Here is a 20881-nt window from a genome sequence, read left to right as displayed (position 1 = left end):
GAAAGAAGGGTATCCATGGCAATCAGTGAAGAAAAAGCAAAACATGTAGCCAAATTGTCCAAATTGTCTTTTTCCGATGAGGAATTAAAAGACTTTACGGATCAATTAGGCAAAATCATCGATATGGTAGAATTATTAGAAGAAGTTGATACAGAAGGTGTTCCGTTTACCTCTAATGTTGCACAATCGATCAATGTAATGAGAGAAGATGTTGTGACACCAGGTATGGATCGCGATGAATTAATGAAAAACGTACCTGAATCAGAAAATGGCTATATTAAAGTGCCAGCGATTATCGACAATGGGGAGGCTGGTGCATAATGGAAAAATTATATGATAAGTCCTTGAACGAGCTGCATGATTTACTTGTCTCAAAGGAAATCACAGCAACTGATTTAACACATGCAACCTTAAACCGGATCAAAGAAACAGAAAAAGATGTAGATTCATTTATTACAATCAGTGAAGAGAAAGCGCTAGAGTTGGCAAAAGTAATCGACCTGAAAGGAATCACTGAATCTAATCCGTTAGCGGGTATTCCAATTGGGATCAAAGATAATATCGTCACCAAAGATATTTTAACAACAGCTGCATCAAAAATGTTGCACAATTTTAATCCAATTTACGATGCAACCGTTATGGATAAAGTCTATCAAGCAGACATGATTCCTGTTGGGAAATTGAATATGGATGAGTTTGCGATGGGCGCAAGTACAGAAACATCATACTTCAAGAAAACAAAAAATGCGTGGGATCACACTAAAGTACCTGGTGGCTCTTCTGGCGGCTCGGCAGCAGCTGTAGCAGCAGGACAAATTCCGGTTTCTCTAGGAAGTGATACTGGCGGAAGTATTCGTCAACCTGCTTCTTTTAACGGAATCGTTGGGATGAAACCGACTTATGGACGTGTATCTCGTTTTGGGTTGATTGCATTCTCTTCAAGTTTAGATCAAATTGGACCAATGACAAGAAATGTACAAGACAATGCGTTAGCTTTGAATGCAATCAGTGGCTTTGATGAAAAAGATGGCACGTCGGCTGGGGCTTCAGTTCCTGATTTTACTGCTGGTTTGACTGGGGATATCAAAGGAATGAAAGTCGCTTTACCTAAAGAATATTTAGGGGAAGGGGTAGATGCTGGCGTTAAAGAAGCTGTTCTTAAAGCTGCTGAAACCTTTAAAGCACTTGGAGCAACCGTAGAAGAAGTTAGTTTACCGCATTCTAAATATGGTGTAGCTGTGTATTATATCATCGCTTCATCAGAAGCAAGTTCAAACTTACAACGTTTTGATGGTATTCGTTATGGCTATCGCTCTGAAAACGTGAAAAATCTTGAAGATGTGTATGTAAATTCACGTTCAGAAGGATTTGGTTTAGAAGTAAAACGCCGTATTATGCTTGGGACATTTTCTTTAAGTGCTGGACATTATGATGCACACTTTAAAAAAGCAGGACAAGTTAGAACCTTGATCAAACGAGACTTTGATGCTGTTTTTGAGAAATATGATATTATCATTGGTCCTGCTTCACCAACTGTCGCATTTGGTTTAGGTGAAAACATCAACGATCCAATCACGATGTATATGAACGATCTATTAACGATTCCAGTTAACTTAGCTGGATTACCTGGTATGTCAGTACCAGCTGGATTTTCAGAAGGATTGCCTGTCGGCTTGCAAATCATCGGAAAACAATTTGATGAGAGTACGATGTACAAAGCGGCTTATGCATTTGAACAAGCAACGGATTTCCATACGAAAAAACCTGTGATCTTAGGGGGGAATGACTAATGAACTTTGAAACTGTCATCGGACTTGAGGTCCATGTAGAATTAAAAACAAACTCTAAAATCTTTTCACCTGCACCAGCGCACTTTGGAGCAGAACCAAACAGCAATACAAACGTGATTGATTGGGGTTATCCAGGCGTATTACCAGTTATGAATAAACAAGCTCTTGAATTTGGGATGAAAGCAGCACTGGCGTTAAATTGTGAAATCTCGAAAGATACGCATTTTGACCGTAAAAACTATTTCTACCCAGATAATCCGAAAGCGTACCAAATTTCTCAATTTGATCAACCAATTGGTCATGATGGCTGGATCGATATTGAAGTGGAAGGCAAAACAAAACGCATCCGTATCGAACGTGTGCATTTAGAAGAAGATGCTGGAAAAAATATCCACGGTGATGGTGGTTATTCATACGTTGATTTAAACCGTCAAGGAACACCTCTGATCGAAATCGTTTCAGAAGCAGATATGCGTTCACCAGAAGAAGCCTATGCTTATTTAGAAGCAATCCGCTCAATCATTTTATTTACAGGCGTTTCTGATGTGAAAATGGAAGAAGGTTCAATGCGTTGTGATGCCAATATTTCTTTACGTCCATATGGGCAAGAAGAATTTGGAACAAAAGCTGAACTTAAAAACTTAAACTCAATGAGTTTTGTCAAAAAAGGTCTTGCTTTTGAAGAAAAACGTCAAGCGAAAGTGTTGTTATCTGGTGGCGAAATCCAACAAGAAACACGTCGCTTTGATGAAACGACAAACAAAACATTATTGATGCGTGTTAAAGAAGGTTCAAGTGACTACCGCTACTTCCCAGAGCCTGATGTTCCTCGTTTTGCGATCGATGATGAATGGATCGAACGTGTTCGTCACAGCTTACCAGAAATGCCAGCGTCTCGTCGTGCTCGTTATATCAAAGAACTCGGTTTACCAGAATACGATGCGATGGTTCTAACACTGACAAAAGAAATGTCTGATTTCTTTGAAGCCGCTCTAAATGAAGGAGCAGATGCTAAACAAGTATCTAACTGGTTGATGGGTGAAGTTTCTGCTTATTTGAACAGTGAAAAAATCGAATTACCAGATACTAAATTGACCCCTGCCAATTTAGCTGGCATGATTACATTAGTTGCAGATGGTACAATCAGTTCTAAAATCGCTAAAAAGGTCTTTAAAGAGCTGATTGAAAATGGTGGAGATGCCAAAGAAGTCGTTGAAGCAAAAGGCTTAGTTCAATTATCAGATCCGTCACAATTATTGCCAATCATCAATGAAGTATTGGATAATAATCAACAATCTGTCGATGACTTTAAAAACGGAAAAGACCGCGCTGTTGGCTTTTTAGTCGGTCAAATCATGAAAGCAACGAAAGGCCAAGCCAACCCAGGCGTTGTGAATAAATTATTACAAGAAGAATTGGCAAAACGTTAGAAAGCGGCAGATGATGATGAAAAAAGCAAGAGTGATTTATAATCCAACTTCAGGTAAAGAACTAGTCAAAAAAAATCTAGCTGACATTCTTTCTGTATTAGAAGAGTGCGGTTATGAAGCGAGTGCTTTTGCGACAACTCCAGCTGAAAATTCCGCTAAAAATGAAGCACACCGTGTGGCTGAATTAGGGTTTGATCTAATTGTTGCCGCCGGTGGTGACGGGACCATCAATGAAGTCGTAAATGGTATTGCTCCTTTAGAAAAAAGACCCTCTATGGCGATTATACCAGCTGGAACAACCAATGATTATGCACGAGCATTAAAAATCCCTAGAGATAACATCGTCAAAGCGGCAGAAGTAATCAAAAAAAATCAAACAGTTAAAATGGATATCGGTAAAGCAAAAGATAGTTACTTTATCAACATAGCTGCCGGGGGCCATTTAACTGAACTGACATATGAGGTTCCTTCAGAGCTGAAGAGTATCTTTGGGTATCTTGCATACTTGGCAAAAGGTGCTGAAATGCTGCCGCGGGTCAAACCAATCAAAATGCGAATGGAATATGATGAAGGTGTCTATGAAGGCAATGCATCAATGTTTTTCTTAGGTTTGACGAATTCTGTTGGCGGTTTCGAACAAATCGCGCCAGATGCCAAGCTAGATGACGGAAAATTTTCTTTGATTATTGTGAAAACTGCGAATGTTTTTGAAATTCTCCATTTAGCTGCCTTGATGCTTAACGGTGGAAAACACATAGAAGACAATCGCTTGATCTATACAAAAACCAGTCATCTGCATGCTCAGACGCTTGAAGAAAATAGTCGTATGATGATCAATTTAGATGGTGAATATGGTGGAGACGCACCAATGGAATTCACTAATTTACATCAGCATATTGAAATGTTTGCCAATGCTGATGCGATTCCGTCTAATGCAATCATGGGTTCTGTCTTGGATGATTATGATGGGACTTCAGATGAAGAGGACGAATATCATGAAACTAGTAAAGAATTCGTCAAAGAAGTAGAACGTTTGACCGAAGAAGACATTGATAATAATGGAAAAATCGGTTGATTCATGATAACTGCAAAAAAGTATCTAGACACGCGTCTTAGATACTTTTTTGTTGTAGTAGGGTTACGTATATTTTTGTTAGAAGAATCATGAAATGAAATACTAAACACTGTATATAGTGTTTAGTAATCAAAAAAAAACGATATGTTGTATAAAAAATGTCTCATAATCGATTAATGAGATGTATTCACATTGACTTGTAATTGAAATAAGAGTAAATTAAATAAGTCGCATCTCTCAAAAAATGATAAACAAGGTAAGCAGGTTTTTCATTTGATAGGAGTTACGATTTATTGGCTGAAAATAATTAACAATAGGTAGGGAGTTCGATGGCAGTGATCGTTTTAGCAGGTACCATTGGTGCAGGAAAATCTAGTTTAACAGAAATCATTTCAGAATATTTAGGATCAGAGGCTTTTTATGAATCAGTTGATGATAATGAAGTATTACCTCTATTTTATGCAGATCCTAAAAAATATGCTTTTTTATTACAAATTTATTTTTTAAATAAACGGTTTGATAGTATTAAACAAGCACTTTCTCATAAAAATAATGTATTAGATCGTTCAATCTACGAAGATTCTTTATTATTTCATTTAAATGCTGATTTAGGTAGAGCAAATGAAACAGAAGTAAAAGTTTACGATTCCTTATTAGAGAATATGTTACAAGAATTACCTTATGCAGCAAATAAAAAACGTCCTGATTTATTAGTGCACATTAAAATATCGTTTCCTAAAATGTTGGAGCGAATTCAAAGACGTGGACGTCCCTATGAGCAAGTTGAACAAGATCCCTCTTTATATGATTACTATAAAGAATTAAATAGCCGTTATGAAAAATGGTTTGAAGAATACAATGAGAGCCCAAAAATCCAAATTGATGGAGATAAGTATGATTTTATCGAGAGTGAAACAGCCAAAAAACAGGTGATCCAGCTTATCGAAAATAAACTTCTTGAAATCAATTAAATGGAAAGATTAATTTTTAACTCTTTTCATTGTAGAAACAATCTCTCTATTGCTTTTCTAGCATTTTTTCATTAGAATGAGAGAAGTGCATTAAAGAAGGAGCGACTTATGAATAATTTTCCAGTGAACAAAAATGAAACAATCGAAGTTGATATTATTGATCTGACACATGAAGGAATGGGTGTTGCCAAAGTTGATGGCTACCCGCTTTTTATAGAAAATGCTTTGCCAGGTGAAAAAATCGAAATCAAAGTCTTGAAAGTCGGTAAAAGTTTCGGCTACGGGAAAGTTTTGACTATCTTAAAATCAAGTGAAGATCGTGTACCAGTTAAAGACGCAAATTTTACTAAAGTTGGGATCAGTCCATTACAGCATTTAGCCTATGGTGCTCAATTGACATTTAAAACAGACCAAGTGAAAAACGTGATGCAACGTGTAGCAAAATTACCAGACGTTCCAGTATTGGATGCATTAGGTATGAATAATCCATGGGGTTACCGTAATAAAGCACAAATTCCAGTCAGAAAAATCGATGACAAGCTGCAAACTGGTTTCTTCAGAAAAAATAGCCATGATTTGATTCCCTTAGAACATTTCTACATCCAAGATCCTAGCATTGATGAAGCAGTCATCAAGATTCGTGATATCATGAGACGTTATAGTATTAAACCTTACAACGAATCTGATAATACTGGTAACTTGCGTCATATCGTTGTTCGTCGTGGGTACCATACGGGAGAAATGATGATCGTTTTAATTACGAGAACCGCTAAATTATTCCCAACAAGTAAAATCATTCCTGATATTTTAGAAGCCTTGCCAGAAGTTGTCAGCATTGTTCAAAATGTCAATTCCAAAAAGACAAATGTGATTTTTGGAGATGAGACGATTCTGTTACACGGAGAAGACAAGATGATCGATACGATTTTTGATTTGAAATTTGAAATATCTTCTCGTTCATTCTACCAAGTCAATCCCCAACAAACAGAAGTGATGTACAATAAAGTGAAAGAATACGCAGCATTAACGGGTGAAGAAGTAGTGGTTGATGCTTATTGTGGAATTGGTACGATTGGACTAACTTTAGCGAAAGATGCTAAACATGTTTATGGTGTGGAAGTCATTGAAGAAGCTGCAAAAAACGCTGAAAGCAATGCAAAACTAAACAACATCACAAATGCGACATTTACAGCAGGGTTAGCTGAAGAAGTCTTACCGCGAATGATCGAAAATGACATCAAACCAGATGTTGTCATCGTTGATCCTCCACGTAAAGGGTTAGAAGCAAGTTTGGTAGAAACGTTGATCGAAACGAAGCCCAAACGGATCGTTTATGTAAGCTGTAATCCAGCAACATTAGCACGTGATCTTGCCCTACTTGTTGAAGGAGGCTTTGAAGTCAAAGAAGTCCAACCAGTGGATAATTTCCCGCAAACAACTCATATCGAGTCAGTCACTTTGTTAACAAGGACGGTGTAAAATGGATACAAAAAAGAAAATGCTTGAACTAATCAAGAAAAAACAAAGCGGTGGTCGTTCGAAACAAATGGAAACGCCAAAAAATGACCGTAAAAATATGCGTAAAGGTCCAAAAATTTATAATAAATAACGAACTGATTCTAACTGAAGGAGCTTTTTTTAGCTCTATACGAACTATTACCCGAAACAAAATGAAATAATCATTTTGTTTCGGGTTCTTTTTGTATTTAAAGTGATTTGAAGTTATTTCTTTTGGTCGGCTACTCTTTTTTTATAGACCTCGATTTTATAATCAAGAACCTCAATTCCTTGTTGGATTTGTTCCATCTCTTTCAGAGCAAGTTCCTTTTGCTTTTGTAGTAAATCTAATCGATTCTGATTCGTAGAATCTCCTTCATACCACCAAGTTAAATATTGTTTCAAGTCTTCGATCGTCATTCCAGTTTTTTTCAAATGAAGAAAAAAGTCGATCCACTCTTTGTTTCGATCATCATAAATCCGAATATTATTCTGATCGCGATTCACTGTGATCAAGCCTTCTTTTTCATAAAAGCGCAAAGTATAAGGTGTCAGGCCAGTCATTTTTGAAAATTCGTGGATTTTGTACGTCATAAAAAAATCCTCTCTGATTATTATTTCCTTTATTTTACCACTTAGAGTCGACTCAAGGTCAAATAGAAAATTAATGCTATGTTCAATTTCAGTTGACTTGGAGTGCACTTCAAATGCTATCGTAACTTGAAAGAACAAGAAGGGTGGGACTTTAGTGAACAAACAACTTATTTTTATCGATGAATCTATTCTATTCAAACGAGAAGTGCAAATTGATCATTTATTCGAGCAACAACAATCATTACCAGTAGTTATTAGTAAATTACCTTATGTGCTCTTAAAAGAATCAATTGATTTAAGATTGGACACATTCATCTGTTTAAATGGACAACAAATAATTTTACAAGATAAGATACTCCGAAATAGTTACCTTCCTAAAGAGGAATTAACAGATGTAATTCAGTTGTGCAGCTATACAAAACACCCGATTGCTTTGTATTATGAGGACCGAATTGAGATCAGTTGCATTGATCAAACGGTCAAAGAATACCAGTATTATCATAAAGAAAGCAAATTTGTCGAGGTTGCTAAGTTTAGTAGTTTAGAAAATGTTCTACAGGTTAAAGTATTTAATGAAACACAAAGAAAAGATATTCTTTATGAAACGTTTTACCATAAAAAGCTGTCCTTTAAACGTGCGGATCCTTATTCAATAGTCTTAGGAACGAATCAGCAAGATCAGATGGAAGCAATTGTTTACTTGAAACGAGTATATGAAAATTTTTTATAAAGACAAGCTGTTACTTTAGTTTAAATAATATGCGTTTATCTACAGTTAGATAAACCTGACTTTTGATTCATTATCAAACCAATGAATACAAGCATACAGAGGGAATCATTTCATCTTGGAGCAAGAAAAAGCGATTACTCAGAAAAATTGATATAATAATCAGGAAGTCTAGTATCACATTAATGGAAAAAGTTAAATTAACCAAAAATTCAGAAGAATTTTGGTGACACTGAAGAGAGTAAATATGAATGATTGATTATTTGAAGGAAAATTTGGAGTAATTACACTCTTGAAAAATGAATAATGGAGATGATAGAAAATGTCTTTGGTTGAAATAATGGGTGAATTAGAAAAACTTGGAACGGCCCAAACACGTAAAACGTTCAGAACACATGGTGCACCTACCAATTGCTACGGCGTTAAAATTGGTGATCTTAAGAAATATTTGCTAAAAAAAGTAAAGGATCATCATGAACTTTGCTTAGAACTTTTCGCTACTGGAAATTCAGATGCGCAATATTTAGCCGGCCTTGCAATTGATTCAAAAAAAATGACAAAGGTGGAAATCACTTCATGGTTAAGGCAAAGTAGCTGGTCAGCAATTGATGAGACAATTGTAGCTGGCGTTGCTGCAGAAAGCCCTTTTGCCCTGGAGCTAGCGCGAGAATGGCTAGCTATGTCGGATTCAAAATCGCAAAATGTTGGTTGGCTGACATTTGGAAAATACCTTTCCATCCAGTCCGATGATCAAATTGCTCAAGTGGAGATTGAAGAACTTTTGCAACGGTTAAAAAAAGAAATCCATACGGCTCCTAATGAGATTAGATACAGTATGAATCAATTTATTATTTACGTAGGCAGCTACTATACAAGCTTAACAGCTATAGCATTAGAAACTGCTGCAGATATAAAAGAGATCGAAATAACCCTGGCAACAAGAGGATGTCGCTTACCTGATCCTGCCACAAAAATACAGAAGCTTAAAGATCATAATCGATTAGGTATCAAGCGTAAACAAATTATTTGCTGATTAGAACAGAGAAATCGTAAACGAGGAGAATATTTATGATAGAAACCAAGCGTTTGGCTATCCGAAAGATTAGAGAAACTGAAGTTAATATGATAGCATTGTACAAGATATTATCTGATGAAACGGTTAATAAGTATCTTCCATGGTATCCAGTAAAAAATATAGAAGAGACCAAAAAGTTTTACAAAGCTAAGATTAATCTTAATGGCAAAAAAATAATGGGTATCATTTTATGATTATTCTTAAAGAACACAATCCTGCAATTGGTTATATCTCTGTGAGCGGGGATGACAGTCACGATTTTGGTTATGGTTTGTTAAAAGAGTATTGGGGAAATGGGCTGATAACAGAAGCTAGTCTTGCAGTTGTTCACTTTTTAAAAGAAAAGGGATGGCAGTATGTTACGGCTACCCACGATATTCATAACATCGCCAGAGGTAAGGTCATGGGAAAAATTGGAATGAGCTACAAGTATTCCTATGTAGAACAATGGCAACTTAAAAATATCAGTGTCACATTTAGATTGTACCAATTAAATTTCGATGATGATCAAGAAAGAGTCTATCAAGACTATTGGGAAAACTATCCTGAACATTTTATAGAGGAGCTACAAATATGAGTATAAGTATAAAACAACCAGCTATTTATCATTATGTTGGTAAAATGGTTGGGTTGGTTATTTACTAAAAAGGAATAGCATGATTGATAAATAGCTGATTGAAATAACAGACTCTGCTAACCTGTTATTTTTTAGGAAGTTAGAATTCTCCTCCGCCAGATAAATTCTAACTATTACTGACACACACGGCATCTTTCATTGTTTTTAACATTCAGTGTTGTAGATCTAAGAAATTATTTGTTTTTGTACGCATTGACTCGGCAACCTTTTTAGACTGAATGAAAAAACTGGTGAGTGATTGATGCTAGTAATGTCAGCTCGTAAATACCAAGTGATTTTAGAAAAATCGTGTCAAGAAAAAAGGAGAACTTGGTATTTACTATTTATAAAAAGAACGAAAAAATGCGGTATTAGTCACCAACCAATACCGCGCAAGAGTGCAATAAATACCCATCAACTATCTAAATTACTAAAAATTGTAGAAAACACTAGTATTTCTTACAATTTTTAGGTAAAATGAATAAGTCAATGTACATTGACTCAGGCAACTTGTATTGTCAGTTCTGGCTGACGATACAGGGCTCTGTTAGAGGATTTGCTGTCTTCTTACAGAGTGCCTGTTTATTTTGTTTTTCGTTCTAATTACCAATAGCAATGTGAAAATCAAAAAATGGTATTAGTCAGCAACTAATACCATGAGCGTTCGCTAAATAAATATTCACTAAATTCACTTATTGCACAAAAAAGACTGGTAATCTTTTCTTACTTTTAGTACAATGAAAATAGTCAATAAACTATTGACGGAGGCACTTGTATTATTAGTTCTGGCTGATAATACAGGGCTCTGCGGGATGATTTGCTGTCCTCCTGCAGAGCGCCTTTTTTTATTTGATTTTGTAATATTATCTTAACTTAAAGATAGGAGTACAGTCAATGGGATTTTAGAAATAGTAAAAAAAATGTGAAGTGAGTAAAAAGGAAAGCTGATAGTTAGAAGCCTTTTTAATTTGACACTAAAGAAATTCTTAATCTTTTGTTCGTTTTTCAGAAATCGTTTCTCTTACATGATTCCTGTATATACAACGATTTTAGAATAAAGTGTTCGTATTTTAGAAAGAGGCTCATCAATTCTAAGTGAAGCACATAAATATATCGTTATCTGTTTTAAAATGATTATGAACTAAAATAAACTTCAATAAAATGATGAGAAGTAGAAGGGCAAGCTAAGATTTGAAATTGAAAACCAAGAGTCAGTTGATGTATTAAACACAGGGAATATTGCAATGAATTGATGGTTGTAATGATAGAAAAATTTAATCCATAAAAAATGTCTTGTCTAAAAAATCCCACCTCAACTGAGGTGGGATCAATTTTTGATTTATCTTTGGGGAAGATAAACACATTACTCTTATGACTAAATCATAATAGATTTAGTCTAAAAATGCTACTTCAATAAACTCTTATCGATAGTACTTTTTTGAATGGTTAGTGAACTACTCCAGACTATTCACGCCAAAATTTTGTATAGGCAATTTTTTCTTGAACATTGTAATCAATAATCTTTTTTAATAGCTCGAAATCAATAGCTTGGGCCCAGGTTATTTTTATGATATTCTCCGTATGCTGATAGCCAGCTTTTTCAATAGCTTCTTTGAACGCACTAATCGCTACAGTCTCAGGAGCAACGGAAAGATGTTTTTTAGATGAACTATAAGCGATAATAAAGGTATCATGATCTGTAAACATCGGTTGATTCCATTTGATCACGACGTTGAATTGGGGATAATTTTGCTTAGTCCATTCAAAGAGATCTTCTAAACGAAACCGATGTTCAGGCTTACTGGTACTTGAGAAAAATTCATTGAGATCTTTCATTTTACTGCCTCTTTCCTGCAAGTGATTGCTGCAATTTTCTTTAGTATAATATAGGATGACCTTTGAAGAAACTATTTACTTTAGAGAAATTAGATAAGGTGTGTGTTCAGTGTTCTATTCTTCTCTTTATAGCTTTTTAGTACGGTATAATCTATGTAAACAGGTTAATTAGGAGACGTTAAAGAGGAAGTCTTTGTATCTGTAAGCGAAGCTAAAGTGGAATATGAAAAAGTTGCGTATCATGAAAGAGTGACAATCAGAAATGCGAATACGGTCAATAAGTTAGCAGAATTAATAAAGAAATATAATTGAAAAAATGCTTGTCTTGGAGGTACCTCCAAGGTTTATACTTTCCTTGTTGATCGATCAAACAACAGAAAACAGAGAGGAAGTAAAGTAAGTATGCAGGATAAAAAGGTCTGGTTCGTAACAGGTGGCTCTAAAGGCTTAGGGTTGACTTTGACAAGAAAACTTTTGGAAAACGGCCATCAGGTAGTCACAACGAGTCGAACAAAGGAACTATTGATCCAAAAAATAGGAGTTGAAAGTGCATCATTTTTACCAGTTGATTTATCATTGACAGATGAAGCAGATATTGAACGGGTAATTCGATTAGCTGTCAAAAAGTTTGGCAAAATCGATGTTTTGGTAAACAATGCTGGTTATATGGTAGCGGGAGCTGTTGAAGATTTAACAGATTTAGAAGTTCGCGCCTGTTTTGATATTAATGTATTTGGTACATTGAACATGCTCAGAGCGGTTGCGCCCATTATGAGAAGGCAAAAATCAGGGTATATTATCAATACCTCATCAATATCAGGGCTTTACGCAGGGGCTTTTGAATCAACATATGCTGGAACGAAATTTGCAATCAATGGGATCACTCAAGCATTTGCAGAAGAAATCAAACCTTTTGGTATTCATGTAATCAATGCTGCACCAGGCTATTTACGCACTGAGTTTCTATCTGATAATTCCTATTCAATATCTCAAGAAATCAGCGAACCTTATAAAAAATCTGTAGAAGAGCGTCTTGGATTTGTTGCTGCTATGAATGGACATCAAGCGGGAAATCCAGAAAAAGTTGCTGACTTATATATGGAAATTGTTGCAATGGAGGAGCCGCCTTTAGAGTTGATGGTTGGAAGTGATGCATATGAATTAGCATTAAATATGTCGAATCAAAAAATTCAGATAACAGAAAAATATAAAGAATTATCAAAATCAGTTGATTTTAAAAAAATGAGGAAATAATATGACGATTAAAGAAATGGCAGAATTAGTAGGTGTTTCTGCGGACACGTTAAGATATTATGAAAGAATCGGTGTGATTCCTTCTGTGACGCGAACGATCCATGGCGTTCGCGATTATGACGCAATCGATCTTGAGTGGGTCCAGTCGATTTTAAAACTAAAGGCATCAGGTATGACATTAGAAATGATCATCGAGTACGTCCGTTTAGCGAATCTGGGTGATAGTACGATCGAAGCCAGAAAATGTTTGTTGAAAGAAGAACAGGAAAGAATCACAGCAAAGATTGAATCACTTCAGGAACGATTGACCACAATCGATAGGAAGCTAGATGATTATTACAATGAATTATTGCCTCAAACAACAGCAATGATCAATAAGATGAATAGAGAACACGAAAAAAAGTAGCACATTAAAAAATAGACTGATACTCATTTTATTGTATAATGAGTACAGTCTATTTTCTAGTTAATGATTATCGTAAAAGAAAGAGGAAAAGAAAGAATGAAGAGAAAAATCAAGATTTTACTGAGTATGTTATCTATATTGATGATCATTATTTTAGCGTACGTGGGGTATGTTTATTTTAGTTATTCTAGAATCACTGATGAGTTAGCTGTCAAAATCGTTCAAAAGGCAGAAATAAATCAAGCATCTACCAATAAAGCATACAAAATCACAACCTTTAATGTTGGTTATGGTTCTTATACACCAGACTATACTTTCTTCATGGACGGCGGTAAGCAGTCAAAAGCTGTGAGCAAAGAGAGTGTTATCGATAATATTTCCGGTGTGAATGAACTGACAAAAAAGCTAGCGCCAGATTTTGCCTTATTTCAAGAAGTTGATAAACAAGCGACTCGCAGTCACAGTGTTGATGAAGTACTACAAATCAATCAAGCGTTTCCCAATTATTCTAGCGTATTTGCGACAAATTATGATTCAGCTTTCTTAATGTATCCCGTGCTAGATCCAATTGGTAAATCCAAATCAGGTATTTTGACTTTAAGCAATAACAAAATTGAAACAAGCACACGCTATAGTTTACCAATCGAGACGAATTTCAATAAATTTTTTGATTTAGATCGTGCGTTTACTGTATCAAAGATTCCAGTTGAGAACGGTAAATATCTAATGCTGTATAATGTTCATTTATCGGCCTACATCAAAGACGAAAAAATCCAAAATGAGCAAGTGCATAAATTATTCGATCATATGGAAAATGAATACAAAAAAGGAAATTATGTCGTTTGTGGTGGCGATTTTAATCATGATCTACTAAATTCTTCGAGTGAGACATTTAAAAATGACACAACAGCAGAATACACATGGCTACAACCTTTTCCTAAAAAAGAACTACCAGAAAATTTACAAGTCGCGGCATTAAGTGAAAGAAAAACGCCAGTACCATCTGTTCGTAATTTAGATAAACCTTATAAAAAAGGAGAGTCATTTGTAGCGTTGATTGATGGATTTATCATTTCAGATAATGTCGAAAACATTGATGGGAAAGTAATAGATGCTGAATTTAAAAACTCAGATCATAATCCAGTTGAGATGACGTTTAAGTTGAAAAAGTAACAAAAAAGAGTCTGGGACATAATGATGTGACCCCCAAAAGTTGTACGTGGAAAATACAATTTTTGGAGGTTATTTTTTATGAGTTATTATGAGGTAGAATTCAAATTAAAGCTAGTGAAAGAGTACCTAGAAGGCCCTCTGGGCGGACGAGCCTTGGCTAAAAAATACGGACTCCCATCAAATGCCTTAATTTACAATTGGAAACACTCCTATCAATTATTTGGGAAAGAAGGGCTCAAAAGACACCGTTCATTGACAAAATATACTAGTGAATTTAAGCGAGATGTATTACACTTTATAGAAACGACAGATGCTTCTTTCGGTGAAGCAGCAAGACAATTCAAGCTACCTAATGGGTCGATGATTTCTCGTTGGCAAAGGAACTACATCGCTGGTGGTCAAACTGCTCTGTCCAATCAAAAAGGGAGACCCAAAAAAAGGATGAATAAACCAACAAAAAAACAGCAAGAAACAAGCAAACTATCTCGTGAAAAGGAATTAGAGCGTGAGAATGAACGTTTGCGAATCGAGGTCGAGTATTTAAAAAAGCTACGGACTTTCCAACAAACTATTATGGCGAAGCGAAAAGACGAGTTCAAACCAGAATAGCCATAGAACTTATTGGAAAGTATCGTCAAGATCATGTATTACAAGCGATTAAGCTACCGCGTTCTACCTTCAATTACTGGAAAAAGATAATGAGCGAAGAAAAAATGACTCACATAGAGAAATTGATTCAAACAATTTTTGAAGAGAATGATCGCAATTATGGCTATCGTCGAATCAAGTTGGCTTTAGTGAATATGGGCTATCAAATCAATCATAAGAAAATCAGACGAATTATGAAGAAATATAACTTAGTATGTATAAGCTTTACACGTCGTTCAAGAAGGTATCGATCTTACAAAGGTTTGGTGGGAACCTTGGCTAAAAACAAGGTGAATCGCCGCTTCTTTAGCACGATTCCAAAACAAAAAATCTTTACAGATATTTCAGAATTCCACTATACTGAACGAAATTCCGAAGGAATTAAACTAAAAAGAAAAGCCTATCTCAGTCCTTTTCTTGATGGTTTTAATGGAGAAATCATTGCCTATCAATTTCAGCAAAAACCAACGTTGGATTGTGTATTGATTCCTTTAAAAACAACCATTAAAGAAAGTAAAAAGACCAACTTTCGAACAACAATCCATTCCGATCAAGGGTGGCATTACCAAAATAAACAGTATGTTAGACAATTGAAGCAAGCAAAGTTATACCAAAGTATGTCACGAAAAGGAAATTGTCTGGACAATGCATTAATGGAAAATTTCTTTGGTCTAATGAAACAAGAAATATATTATGGCCGTAGTTTTTCTAGCTTTGAGGAATTAAAACGAGCAGTTACAAATTATATTGATTATTACAATCATCATCGGATAAAAGCAAAATTGACTGGTATGAGTCCGGTTCAATACCGAATTCATACCAGTCGAATGACAGGTTAATCTACGTACAACTTTTAGGGCGCACATCATTATCTCTCAGACTCAAGGAATCCGTATAAACGGTGGGAGCAGAAGCAATCACTACGCTTCGATCACATCAAATTCTAAGTGCTAAAGCACTAAGATTTGAAGGCTTCGGAAATAAGCTGAAATTCACAAAAATTTGAAGAGCAATTTTCGTGAATCCCTTCTTATTTCTCGGGATTAAACACTCCTGTCCCAACCTCTTTTTATTAACTTTCCGCTTTTACAATCGTTTCTTTCCCATCATGAATGATCAAAGCAGTATGACTAGCAACTTTAACACCATCTGCATCATAATCAGTATCAGAGAAATTAGCAAGCACAGATAAGGTATCACCAAATTCAGTTTTTTGAACTAAACGATTATCTGTCAATACTTTAAAACCAGTCATTTCATGTTGTAAAGCTTCTTTTTGGAAAGGTACCCAAATTTTAGCATTTTTTGAAATATCTAGTTTATGTTCCTGCCAAGAAGCTTTGTCTATATGTATCATTGGCGGAGTGTTATACAAATACTCTTTCATGCGACGTTCACCGACTTGATCTTTGATTTTGTAGCTATCCCATTCCCATTGATGAGAAGTAATCACCGAACGGTTGTAAACAAGCTTGTAAAGCGGAAGAGAATAAACAGGATCAGTATAAATCGCTTTGTACTCTTCCTTGATTGGTACGACTTTTTTGTACTTTGTTGGAATACCGCCGTCTAATGTAGCATAACTTCCTACATAGTATTCACTTTCTTTGTTTTCTCGCATATCAGGATCAGACCACATAATGACAGGTGTTTCGATTCCGTGAGCAAAAACCATATCTTTTGAAGCAAAGTCATTCCCACCTTCAGAACCGACAACTAGACCATTTTGATTGAAATAATCCATTCGTTTTAATCGGCCGGCAACATCTTCACTTTGGGTAGTTAAGTGATCAGAACTATAGTCATTATAAATTTCACCAGCAGCATCAGTATCTAAGAACCAAGAATTAAAAGGAATCTTATTCTGCATAATTCCTGTAAACCGTTCTTCGACGTCAGGAAAAATTTGTGTTGGATTAAGTTTGCGTCCTTTGCCTAAGAAACCAGCAACTTTTTCACCATTTTTTTTCGTGACTGTTGCGTTTTCGTATAGGTTTTTATTTGGGAAGGAAGCTGTGTTCCAATCGATGCTAGCTTTTTCTTGAATCGACTGATAAGAATCATAAGGACCAATCAGATAGCCTTGATCAGCTGCTGTTTTGACCATCTCGGGATTCATTAAGCCATTAACCCAGTTTGGCAGACCAATCCAGGCATTTTCAACACCTGAGTCTTTCATCTCTCTAAAGACATCAGATGATGTTGCTCCCCATTGCTCAAGTGGTGGGGTTAGATCACCTAAAATACCAGCTAATAGGTGTTTATTCAAAGTATAGCGTTCCTGTTCACTTAGTTTGTCGATGCCTTTATCAATCAATTTTTGTGCGTCTGCATCCGGGTTTTTGAAAATATCTTTAGTATAAAATTGTGGATAAAGCAGAACATAATTGATGGATGTTAAGAAGGTGTTTTTTTCATAGTTATAGCCTTCATTTTTTTTAAACGCTTCTAAAGCCTTTAAGTATTCCTCAGAACCATCTTCACCATATTGAGTCAACAATTCAGCAATCCACTGGAAAATTGGTTCATCCACCATTTGAGGTAGCTTACCCCATTTAATATCTTCTGTTGTTAAAATGCGGCTGTTCCAGTAATAAATTTGAATCGCACCACGCATTTTTTTAATTTCTGGATTTTCTTTTTCCTTTTCATCAAGTGTCTTGAACTCCCCTAGATCGATTCGATCCCTTTGGTAGGTTTTGGCGATTGCGACAGGATCATTATCGGTAACATAAAGTCGGTAATTCAAGGTTTTATTTTTGTCAAAGCCAATGAAATTATGCTTGGCTTCCAAAGTTAAGTGAGGCTCGGTTTTTGTTAAAAGATCACTGTTAAAAGTGTTATCCATTACAAAGGTTGTAGCAAAAGTTTCTTGATTTGTTGTAAAAAAGCTCATTGAGAAAGCTTCACTTATTGATAATTCTTCATTTTGTTTAAAGTAGGCAAGCCACTCTTTTTGATCATTAGGAATTGTTTTTCCTTCAGCAATCGGTAGTACATAGTTTTCAGCGTCTAATTTAGGCCAGATAAAAGAGATATCTTCAGCGGATAAACTTGTGAGTGCCACAGCTAGATGATTATTTTCTTTTTTTAATTTGACCTTGATTTGTTCATTCGGATAAGTCCAACTGATCTCTTCTTTGCTTTTCTTTAGGTCAGAGACTTCTTTTGTTTCTTGAGGTTTTGAGACTTCTGCTCTTTCTCCATTTTCAGTAATGGAGACAGTGAAAGTTGCTGGATCGACATCAAAGGAGAAATCAGTTTTAGCATAACTATTGTTTTTTTCGATTTCGTTGTTGACGATCAACTTTTCTGATTTATTTGTTGCAGTAGTTTGGTTGAAATTACATCCAGATAAGGATAGTGTGATTACGGCTAAGCTAAGATAGATAGACATTTTTTTCATAGGTTCCTCCTAATTTAAAAGCTGAGCAGGCTCGTCCTGCTCCGACAGAAAAATAGGGAAGTATGACTGAGGTGTTTTTTGCCTCAAACATAGTTCATCTTTTTTCCGAGGAGCAAGCCTGTGAAGCTAGATAATACAAAAGCTGAGCAGGCTCGTCCTGCTCCGACAGAAAAATAGGGAAGTATGACTGAGGTGTTTTTTGCCTCAAACATAGTTCATCTTTTTTCCGAGGAGCAAACTTGCTCAACTCAATAGCATATCCAAAGTTTACCAAGCAAGTGTTACAGAAAAATGCCAAAATCTAACATTAAAAAAACAAGCGCAAAATATTACGCTTGTTTTTCCGATTTATAGAAATGTAAAATAAAAATTAATGTCTGATGAACTAATCTAGCTTCGATTGTAAATCCATGTTCCTGCATGATCGATTGAACGATCGATAAGCCTAGTCCTGTGCCAGAAAGGTTTTTATTCCGTGATTTTTCATGGACATAAAAGGCTTCCCAAAGCTTATTTACATCAAAATCCGAATTTAGAGAGGTTTGATTACTGATCGTAAATTCGATAAATTCTTCCGTTTCACGCCAATTGGCTTGGATCTCTTTGTCCGTGGTGTATTTAATACTGTTAGTTAATAAATTATCAAAAACTCTTTTGAGCAAAATCGGATCTGCTTCAATCAATGAAAGAGGAGTATCTGTGTCTGCTTCTAGCAATAAAATGTCTTCTTTTTCCATCGTAGGTTGAAGTTCTGCTACTGTTTGTCTCCAAGTATCTGACAATTGCAACAGGACTTTATTGATTGGCTGTTGCTGTTCTAATTTTGCATAGTCCAACATTTGATCAACGATATCATTCAATCGTTGGGTTTGTTGTAAAATCACCTCAAGATACGTTCCGTCGTCTAAATTATCTTCAATACCAGAGCCATATGCTTTTATCAAAGCAATCGGTGTTTTTAATTCATGGGTCAAGTCTGCTGTAAATTGTTTAAGTTGTTCATTTTTAGCTAATAAATTTTTTTGGTAAGTAGCTAAAGCATAACTCATTTTGTTGATGCTAAGTGCTAATTCACCAATTTCATTGGCTGGAATGTCATCGGTCGTTACAAATGTTAGTCTGGTGATTTCTTCTGCCACTTTTTTTAAGTTGACTAAAGGATCCGTTATTTTCCGAACAGAAATATAAATTAAGACAATAATCAGTCCCAATGTCAGGCTCATAGAAATAAAGTTGAAAGTATTGATCAGATTCGCTGTTTCTGAAAAATTAACAGTAGAAACCCCCACTAAGTAAAAAGTATTATCAATTACTCTCATCTCAACTAAGAAACTGGATTTCTGCTTCCCTTGGTCAAAATTTCGTTGGACAGATTGAGATGTATTTTGTAGTTGATCCAATGTTTCTTGTGTAATCCAAAAGCGATTTAATGCGACCTTTTTTCGATTCAACTCTACATTCAAGGCTTCATTAAAATCATCAAGAGAGGTGCCATCTAAACTTCGTGAGATGATTGTGACTTGATTGTTCTCTTCTAATTCAGCTAGTTGTTGTTCAGATCGGGTATTTTGTTGAATATCTGTCATAACGGAGGTGACTTTATGATCCATTTTAGAAAAATAGTAATAAGGAACAATCAGACTATTGAAAAGAAACATGATGATAAAGCTACCTACAATAATCAGTGAAAAGGTCAATGTGAGTGTTGTACTGATTTTTCTAGTTTTCTTGTTCAATGAGATAGCCCACTCCTCGTTTGGTGGTGATAATCTCATCGCCAATTTTTTCACGAAGCCTTCTAATATGTGTGTCCACAGTTCGTGCTACACCATCATAATCCATACCCCAAACACCGACTAACAATTGTTCTCTTGATAAAATACTGCCACGATTTTTAACCAGCATCATCAGCAAATCAAATTCTTTTTTTGTTAAATCCAATGCTTGTTCCTCTTTCCAAACTTTTAAATTCGCTGGATCGATCAATAAGTCTCTCACATATAATGAACGCGTTAAACCAAGCAATTTTTTGACACGTAATGATAGCACTTGTGGATGAAATGGTTTGGTAATATAGTCATCTGCACCACTAGATAAAGAAAGAAATTCGTCTTCACCAGTTGATTTAGCTGTGAGCATCAAGACCTTTAATGAGCTTTCGGCTTTGATCGTTTTAATGACCTCAATGCCATCAATTTTAGGCATCATCCAATCAATAATAGCTAAATCTAATTTTTTTTGATAAAAAATATCTAAGGCCTCTTCACCATCAAGTGCAGTATAGACTGTAAATCCGTCTTTTTTTAAATAGGCACTAACGATCTTAACCATTTCGGGACTATCATCGGCAACTAAAATAAACATGTTCAAGACTCCTTTTAAA

20 protein-coding genes and 1 pseudogene are annotated in these 20881 nt (G+C 35.5%); 16 read left to right on the top strand and 5 right to left on the bottom strand.

What is annotated here, in order from left to right; genetic code table 11:
* The first annotated feature begins 15 nt into the window (after window positions 1-15).
* The 7 genes from gatC to IGJ55_RS11770 all read left to right on the top strand — a co-directional run bounded on the left by gatC (window position 16) and on the right by IGJ55_RS11770 (window position 6875).
* Window positions 16-321: an Asp-tRNA(Asn)/Glu-tRNA(Gln) amidotransferase subunit GatC gene (gene gatC, locus IGJ55_RS11800; protein ID WP_430606535.1), complete on the top strand. Its 306-nt coding sequence runs from the start codon at window positions 16-18 to the stop codon at window positions 319-321.
* Window positions 321-1790 (top strand): Asp-tRNA(Asn)/Glu-tRNA(Gln) amidotransferase subunit GatA, encoded by a 1470-nt coding sequence (gene gatA / locus IGJ55_RS11795; protein WP_430606533.1) that lies wholly within the window; start codon window positions 321-323, stop codon window positions 1788-1790. The genes gatC and gatA overlap by 1 nt, the downstream gene beginning before the upstream one ends.
* Window positions 1790-3220 (top strand): Asp-tRNA(Asn)/Glu-tRNA(Gln) amidotransferase subunit GatB, encoded by a 1431-nt coding sequence (gatB, locus tag IGJ55_RS11790; protein WP_207121552.1) that lies wholly within the window; start codon window positions 1790-1792, stop codon window positions 3218-3220. The genes gatA and gatB overlap by 1 nt, the downstream gene beginning before the upstream one ends.
* Before the next feature lie 16 nt (window positions 3221-3236).
* On the top strand, window positions 3237-4295 hold the full coding sequence (locus IGJ55_RS11785; protein ID WP_430608161.1) for a diacylglycerol kinase: 1059 nt from the start codon (window positions 3237-3239) through the stop codon (window positions 4293-4295).
* Window positions 4296-4624: 329 nt separating this feature from the next.
* Complete coding sequence (locus IGJ55_RS11780) at window positions 4625-5266, top strand: deoxynucleoside kinase (RefSeq protein WP_430606532.1); 642 nt, start codon at window positions 4625-4627, stop codon at window positions 5264-5266.
* A 108-nt stretch (window positions 5267-5374) separates the two neighbouring features.
* The gene (rlmD, locus tag IGJ55_RS11775; protein WP_430606530.1) at window positions 5375-6745 is read left to right on the top strand and encodes a 23S rRNA (uracil(1939)-C(5))-methyltransferase RlmD; all 1371 of its coding nucleotides are present in this window, start codon (window positions 5375-5377) and stop codon (window positions 6743-6745) included.
* A gap of 1 nt (window position 6746) precedes the next feature.
* Window positions 6747-6875, top strand: coding sequence for a hypothetical protein (locus IGJ55_RS11770; RefSeq protein WP_010765698.1), 129 nt, complete (start codon window positions 6747-6749; stop codon window positions 6873-6875).
* Window positions 6876-6988: 113 nt separating this feature from the next.
* Here the strand turns inward: IGJ55_RS11770 and IGJ55_RS11765 are convergent, their stop codons facing one another.
* Window positions 6989-7357 carry a MerR family transcriptional regulator gene (locus tag IGJ55_RS11765; protein WP_069641061.1) on the bottom strand — a complete coding sequence of 123 codons (369 nt, stop codon included), beginning with the start codon at window positions 7355-7357 and terminating at the stop codon, window positions 6989-6991.
* A gap of 154 nt (window positions 7358-7511) precedes the next feature.
* On the opposite strand from IGJ55_RS11765, the gene IGJ55_RS11760 reads away from it, so the two are divergent.
* The 4 genes from IGJ55_RS11760 to IGJ55_RS11745 all read left to right on the top strand — a co-directional run bounded on the left by IGJ55_RS11760 (window position 7512) and on the right by IGJ55_RS11745 (window position 9736).
* On the top strand, window positions 7512-8087 hold the full coding sequence (locus IGJ55_RS11760; protein WP_430606529.1) for an HAD hydrolase family protein: 576 nt from the start codon (window positions 7512-7514) through the stop codon (window positions 8085-8087).
* Between the two features lie 319 nt (window positions 8088-8406).
* Window positions 8407-9117: a DNA alkylation repair protein gene (locus IGJ55_RS11755; RefSeq protein ID WP_430606528.1), complete on the top strand. Its 711-nt coding sequence runs from the start codon at window positions 8407-8409 to the stop codon at window positions 9115-9117.
* 35 nt (window positions 9118-9152) lie between these two features.
* The gene (locus tag IGJ55_RS11750; protein ID WP_242551059.1) at window positions 9153-9353 is read left to right on the top strand and encodes a hypothetical protein; all 201 of its coding nucleotides are present in this window, start codon (window positions 9153-9155) and stop codon (window positions 9351-9353) included.
* Window positions 9350-9736, top strand: a complete 387-nt coding sequence (locus IGJ55_RS11745; protein WP_430606526.1) for a GNAT family N-acetyltransferase — start codon at window positions 9350-9352, stop codon at window positions 9734-9736. The genes IGJ55_RS11750 and IGJ55_RS11745 overlap by 4 nt, the downstream gene beginning before the upstream one ends.
* A 1503-nt stretch (window positions 9737-11239) precedes the next feature.
* Here the strand turns inward: IGJ55_RS11745 and IGJ55_RS11740 are convergent.
* Window positions 11240-11611 carry an iron chaperone gene (locus IGJ55_RS11740; RefSeq protein WP_430606525.1) on the bottom strand — a complete coding sequence of 124 codons (372 nt, stop codon included), beginning with the start codon at window positions 11609-11611 and terminating at the stop codon, window positions 11240-11242.
* Between the two features lie 402 nt (window positions 11612-12013).
* Between IGJ55_RS11740 and IGJ55_RS11735 the strand changes: the two genes are divergently transcribed.
* The 5 genes and pseudogenes from IGJ55_RS11735 to IGJ55_RS11715 all read left to right on the top strand — a co-directional run.
* On the top strand, window positions 12014-12865 hold the full coding sequence (locus IGJ55_RS11735; protein WP_429949100.1) for an SDR family oxidoreductase: 852 nt from the start codon (window positions 12014-12016) through the stop codon (window positions 12863-12865).
* Window position 12866: 1 nt separating this feature from the next.
* Window positions 12867-13271: a MerR family transcriptional regulator gene (locus IGJ55_RS11730; RefSeq protein ID WP_069641066.1), complete on the top strand. Its 405-nt coding sequence runs from the start codon at window positions 12867-12869 to the stop codon at window positions 13269-13271.
* Between the two features lie 96 nt (window positions 13272-13367).
* The gene (locus IGJ55_RS11725) at window positions 13368-14444 is read left to right on the top strand and encodes a hydrolase (RefSeq protein ID WP_069641067.1); all 1077 of its coding nucleotides are present in this window, start codon (window positions 13368-13370) and stop codon (window positions 14442-14444) included.
* A gap of 78 nt (window positions 14445-14522) precedes the next feature.
* Window positions 14523-15053 (top strand): helix-turn-helix domain-containing protein, encoded by a 531-nt coding sequence (locus IGJ55_RS11720; RefSeq protein WP_430606523.1) that lies wholly within the window; start codon window positions 14523-14525, stop codon window positions 15051-15053.
* Window positions 15041-15931, top strand: a pseudogene (locus IGJ55_RS11715) (IS3 family transposase); the annotation flags it as partial. The gene IGJ55_RS11720 and the pseudogene IGJ55_RS11715, both read left to right, overlap by 13 nt.
* Window positions 15932-16164: 233 nt before the next feature.
* Here the strand turns inward: IGJ55_RS11715 and IGJ55_RS11710 are convergent.
* From IGJ55_RS11710 to IGJ55_RS11700, 3 genes are all read right to left on the bottom strand, one after another.
* The gene (locus IGJ55_RS11710; RefSeq protein WP_430606522.1) at window positions 16165-18498 is read right to left on the bottom strand and encodes a glycoside hydrolase; all 2334 of its coding nucleotides are present in this window, start codon (window positions 18496-18498) and stop codon (window positions 16165-16167) included.
* A gap of 329 nt (window positions 18499-18827) precedes the next feature.
* Window positions 18828-20234 carry a sensor histidine kinase gene (locus IGJ55_RS11705; protein WP_429949106.1) on the bottom strand — a complete coding sequence of 469 codons (1407 nt, stop codon included), beginning with the start codon at window positions 20232-20234 and terminating at the stop codon, window positions 18828-18830.
* Window positions 20218-20862, bottom strand: coding sequence for a response regulator transcription factor (locus IGJ55_RS11700; protein ID WP_069640219.1), 645 nt, complete (start codon window positions 20860-20862; stop codon window positions 20218-20220). The genes IGJ55_RS11705 and IGJ55_RS11700 overlap by 17 nt, the downstream gene beginning before the upstream one ends.
* Window positions 20863-20881: the final 19 nt, after the last annotated feature.

Origin of the sequence: Enterococcus sp. AZ170, from assembly GCF_050545135.1 — a bacterium.
In the GTDB taxonomy this organism is placed as follows: domain Bacteria; phylum Bacillota; class Bacilli; order Lactobacillales; family Enterococcaceae; genus Enterococcus_L; species Enterococcus_L ureilyticus.
Note: the sequence above shows the minus strand (reverse complement) of the source record. Positions and strands in the feature narration are given on the sequence as shown.

What these genes read in the sequence shown, in the direction of transcription:
- rlmD (WP_430606530.1), top strand. Translation starts at nt 5,375, where the DNA reads ATGAATAATTTTCCAGTGAACAAAAATGAAACAATCGAAGTTGATATT.
- IGJ55_RS11765 (WP_069641061.1), bottom strand. Translation starts at nt 7,357, where the DNA reads ATGACGTACAAAATCCACGAATTTTCAAAAATGACTGGCCTGACACCT.
- IGJ55_RS11735 (WP_429949100.1), top strand. Translation starts at nt 12,014, where the DNA reads ATGCAGGATAAAAAGGTCTGGTTCGTAACAGGTGGCTCTAAAGGCTTA.
- IGJ55_RS11745 (WP_430606526.1), top strand. Translation starts at nt 9,350, where the DNA reads ATGATTATTCTTAAAGAACACAATCCTGCAATTGGTTATATCTCTGTG.
- IGJ55_RS11770 (WP_010765698.1), top strand. Translation starts at nt 6,747, where the DNA reads ATGGATACAAAAAAGAAAATGCTTGAACTAATCAAGAAAAAACAAAGC.
- IGJ55_RS11740 (WP_430606525.1), bottom strand. Translation starts at nt 11,611, where the DNA reads ATGAAAGATCTCAATGAATTTTTCTCAAGTACCAGTAAGCCTGAACAT.
- gatB (WP_207121552.1), top strand. Translation starts at nt 1,790, where the DNA reads ATGAACTTTGAAACTGTCATCGGACTTGAGGTCCATGTAGAATTAAAA.
- IGJ55_RS11725 (WP_069641067.1), top strand. Translation starts at nt 13,368, where the DNA reads ATGAAGAGAAAAATCAAGATTTTACTGAGTATGTTATCTATATTGATG.
- IGJ55_RS11700 (WP_069640219.1), bottom strand. Translation starts at nt 20,862, where the DNA reads ATGTTTATTTTAGTTGCCGATGATAGTCCCGAAATGGTTAAGATCGTT.
- IGJ55_RS11755 (WP_430606528.1), top strand. Translation starts at nt 8,407, where the DNA reads ATGTCTTTGGTTGAAATAATGGGTGAATTAGAAAAACTTGGAACGGCC.
- gatC (WP_430606535.1), top strand. Translation starts at nt 16, where the DNA reads ATGGCAATCAGTGAAGAAAAAGCAAAACATGTAGCCAAATTGTCCAAA.
- gatA (WP_430606533.1), top strand. Translation starts at nt 321, where the DNA reads ATGGAAAAATTATATGATAAGTCCTTGAACGAGCTGCATGATTTACTT.
- IGJ55_RS11780 (WP_430606532.1), top strand. Translation starts at nt 4,625, where the DNA reads ATGGCAGTGATCGTTTTAGCAGGTACCATTGGTGCAGGAAAATCTAGT.
- IGJ55_RS11785 (WP_430608161.1), top strand. Translation starts at nt 3,237, where the DNA reads ATGAAAAAAGCAAGAGTGATTTATAATCCAACTTCAGGTAAAGAACTA.
- IGJ55_RS11730 (WP_069641066.1), top strand. Translation starts at nt 12,867, where the DNA reads ATGACGATTAAAGAAATGGCAGAATTAGTAGGTGTTTCTGCGGACACG.
- IGJ55_RS11750 (WP_242551059.1), top strand. Translation starts at nt 9,153, where the DNA reads ATGATAGAAACCAAGCGTTTGGCTATCCGAAAGATTAGAGAAACTGAA.
- IGJ55_RS11710 (WP_430606522.1), bottom strand. Translation starts at nt 18,498, where the DNA reads ATGAAAAAAATGTCTATCTATCTTAGCTTAGCCGTAATCACACTATCC.
- IGJ55_RS11720 (WP_430606523.1), top strand. Translation starts at nt 14,523, where the DNA reads ATGAGTTATTATGAGGTAGAATTCAAATTAAAGCTAGTGAAAGAGTAC.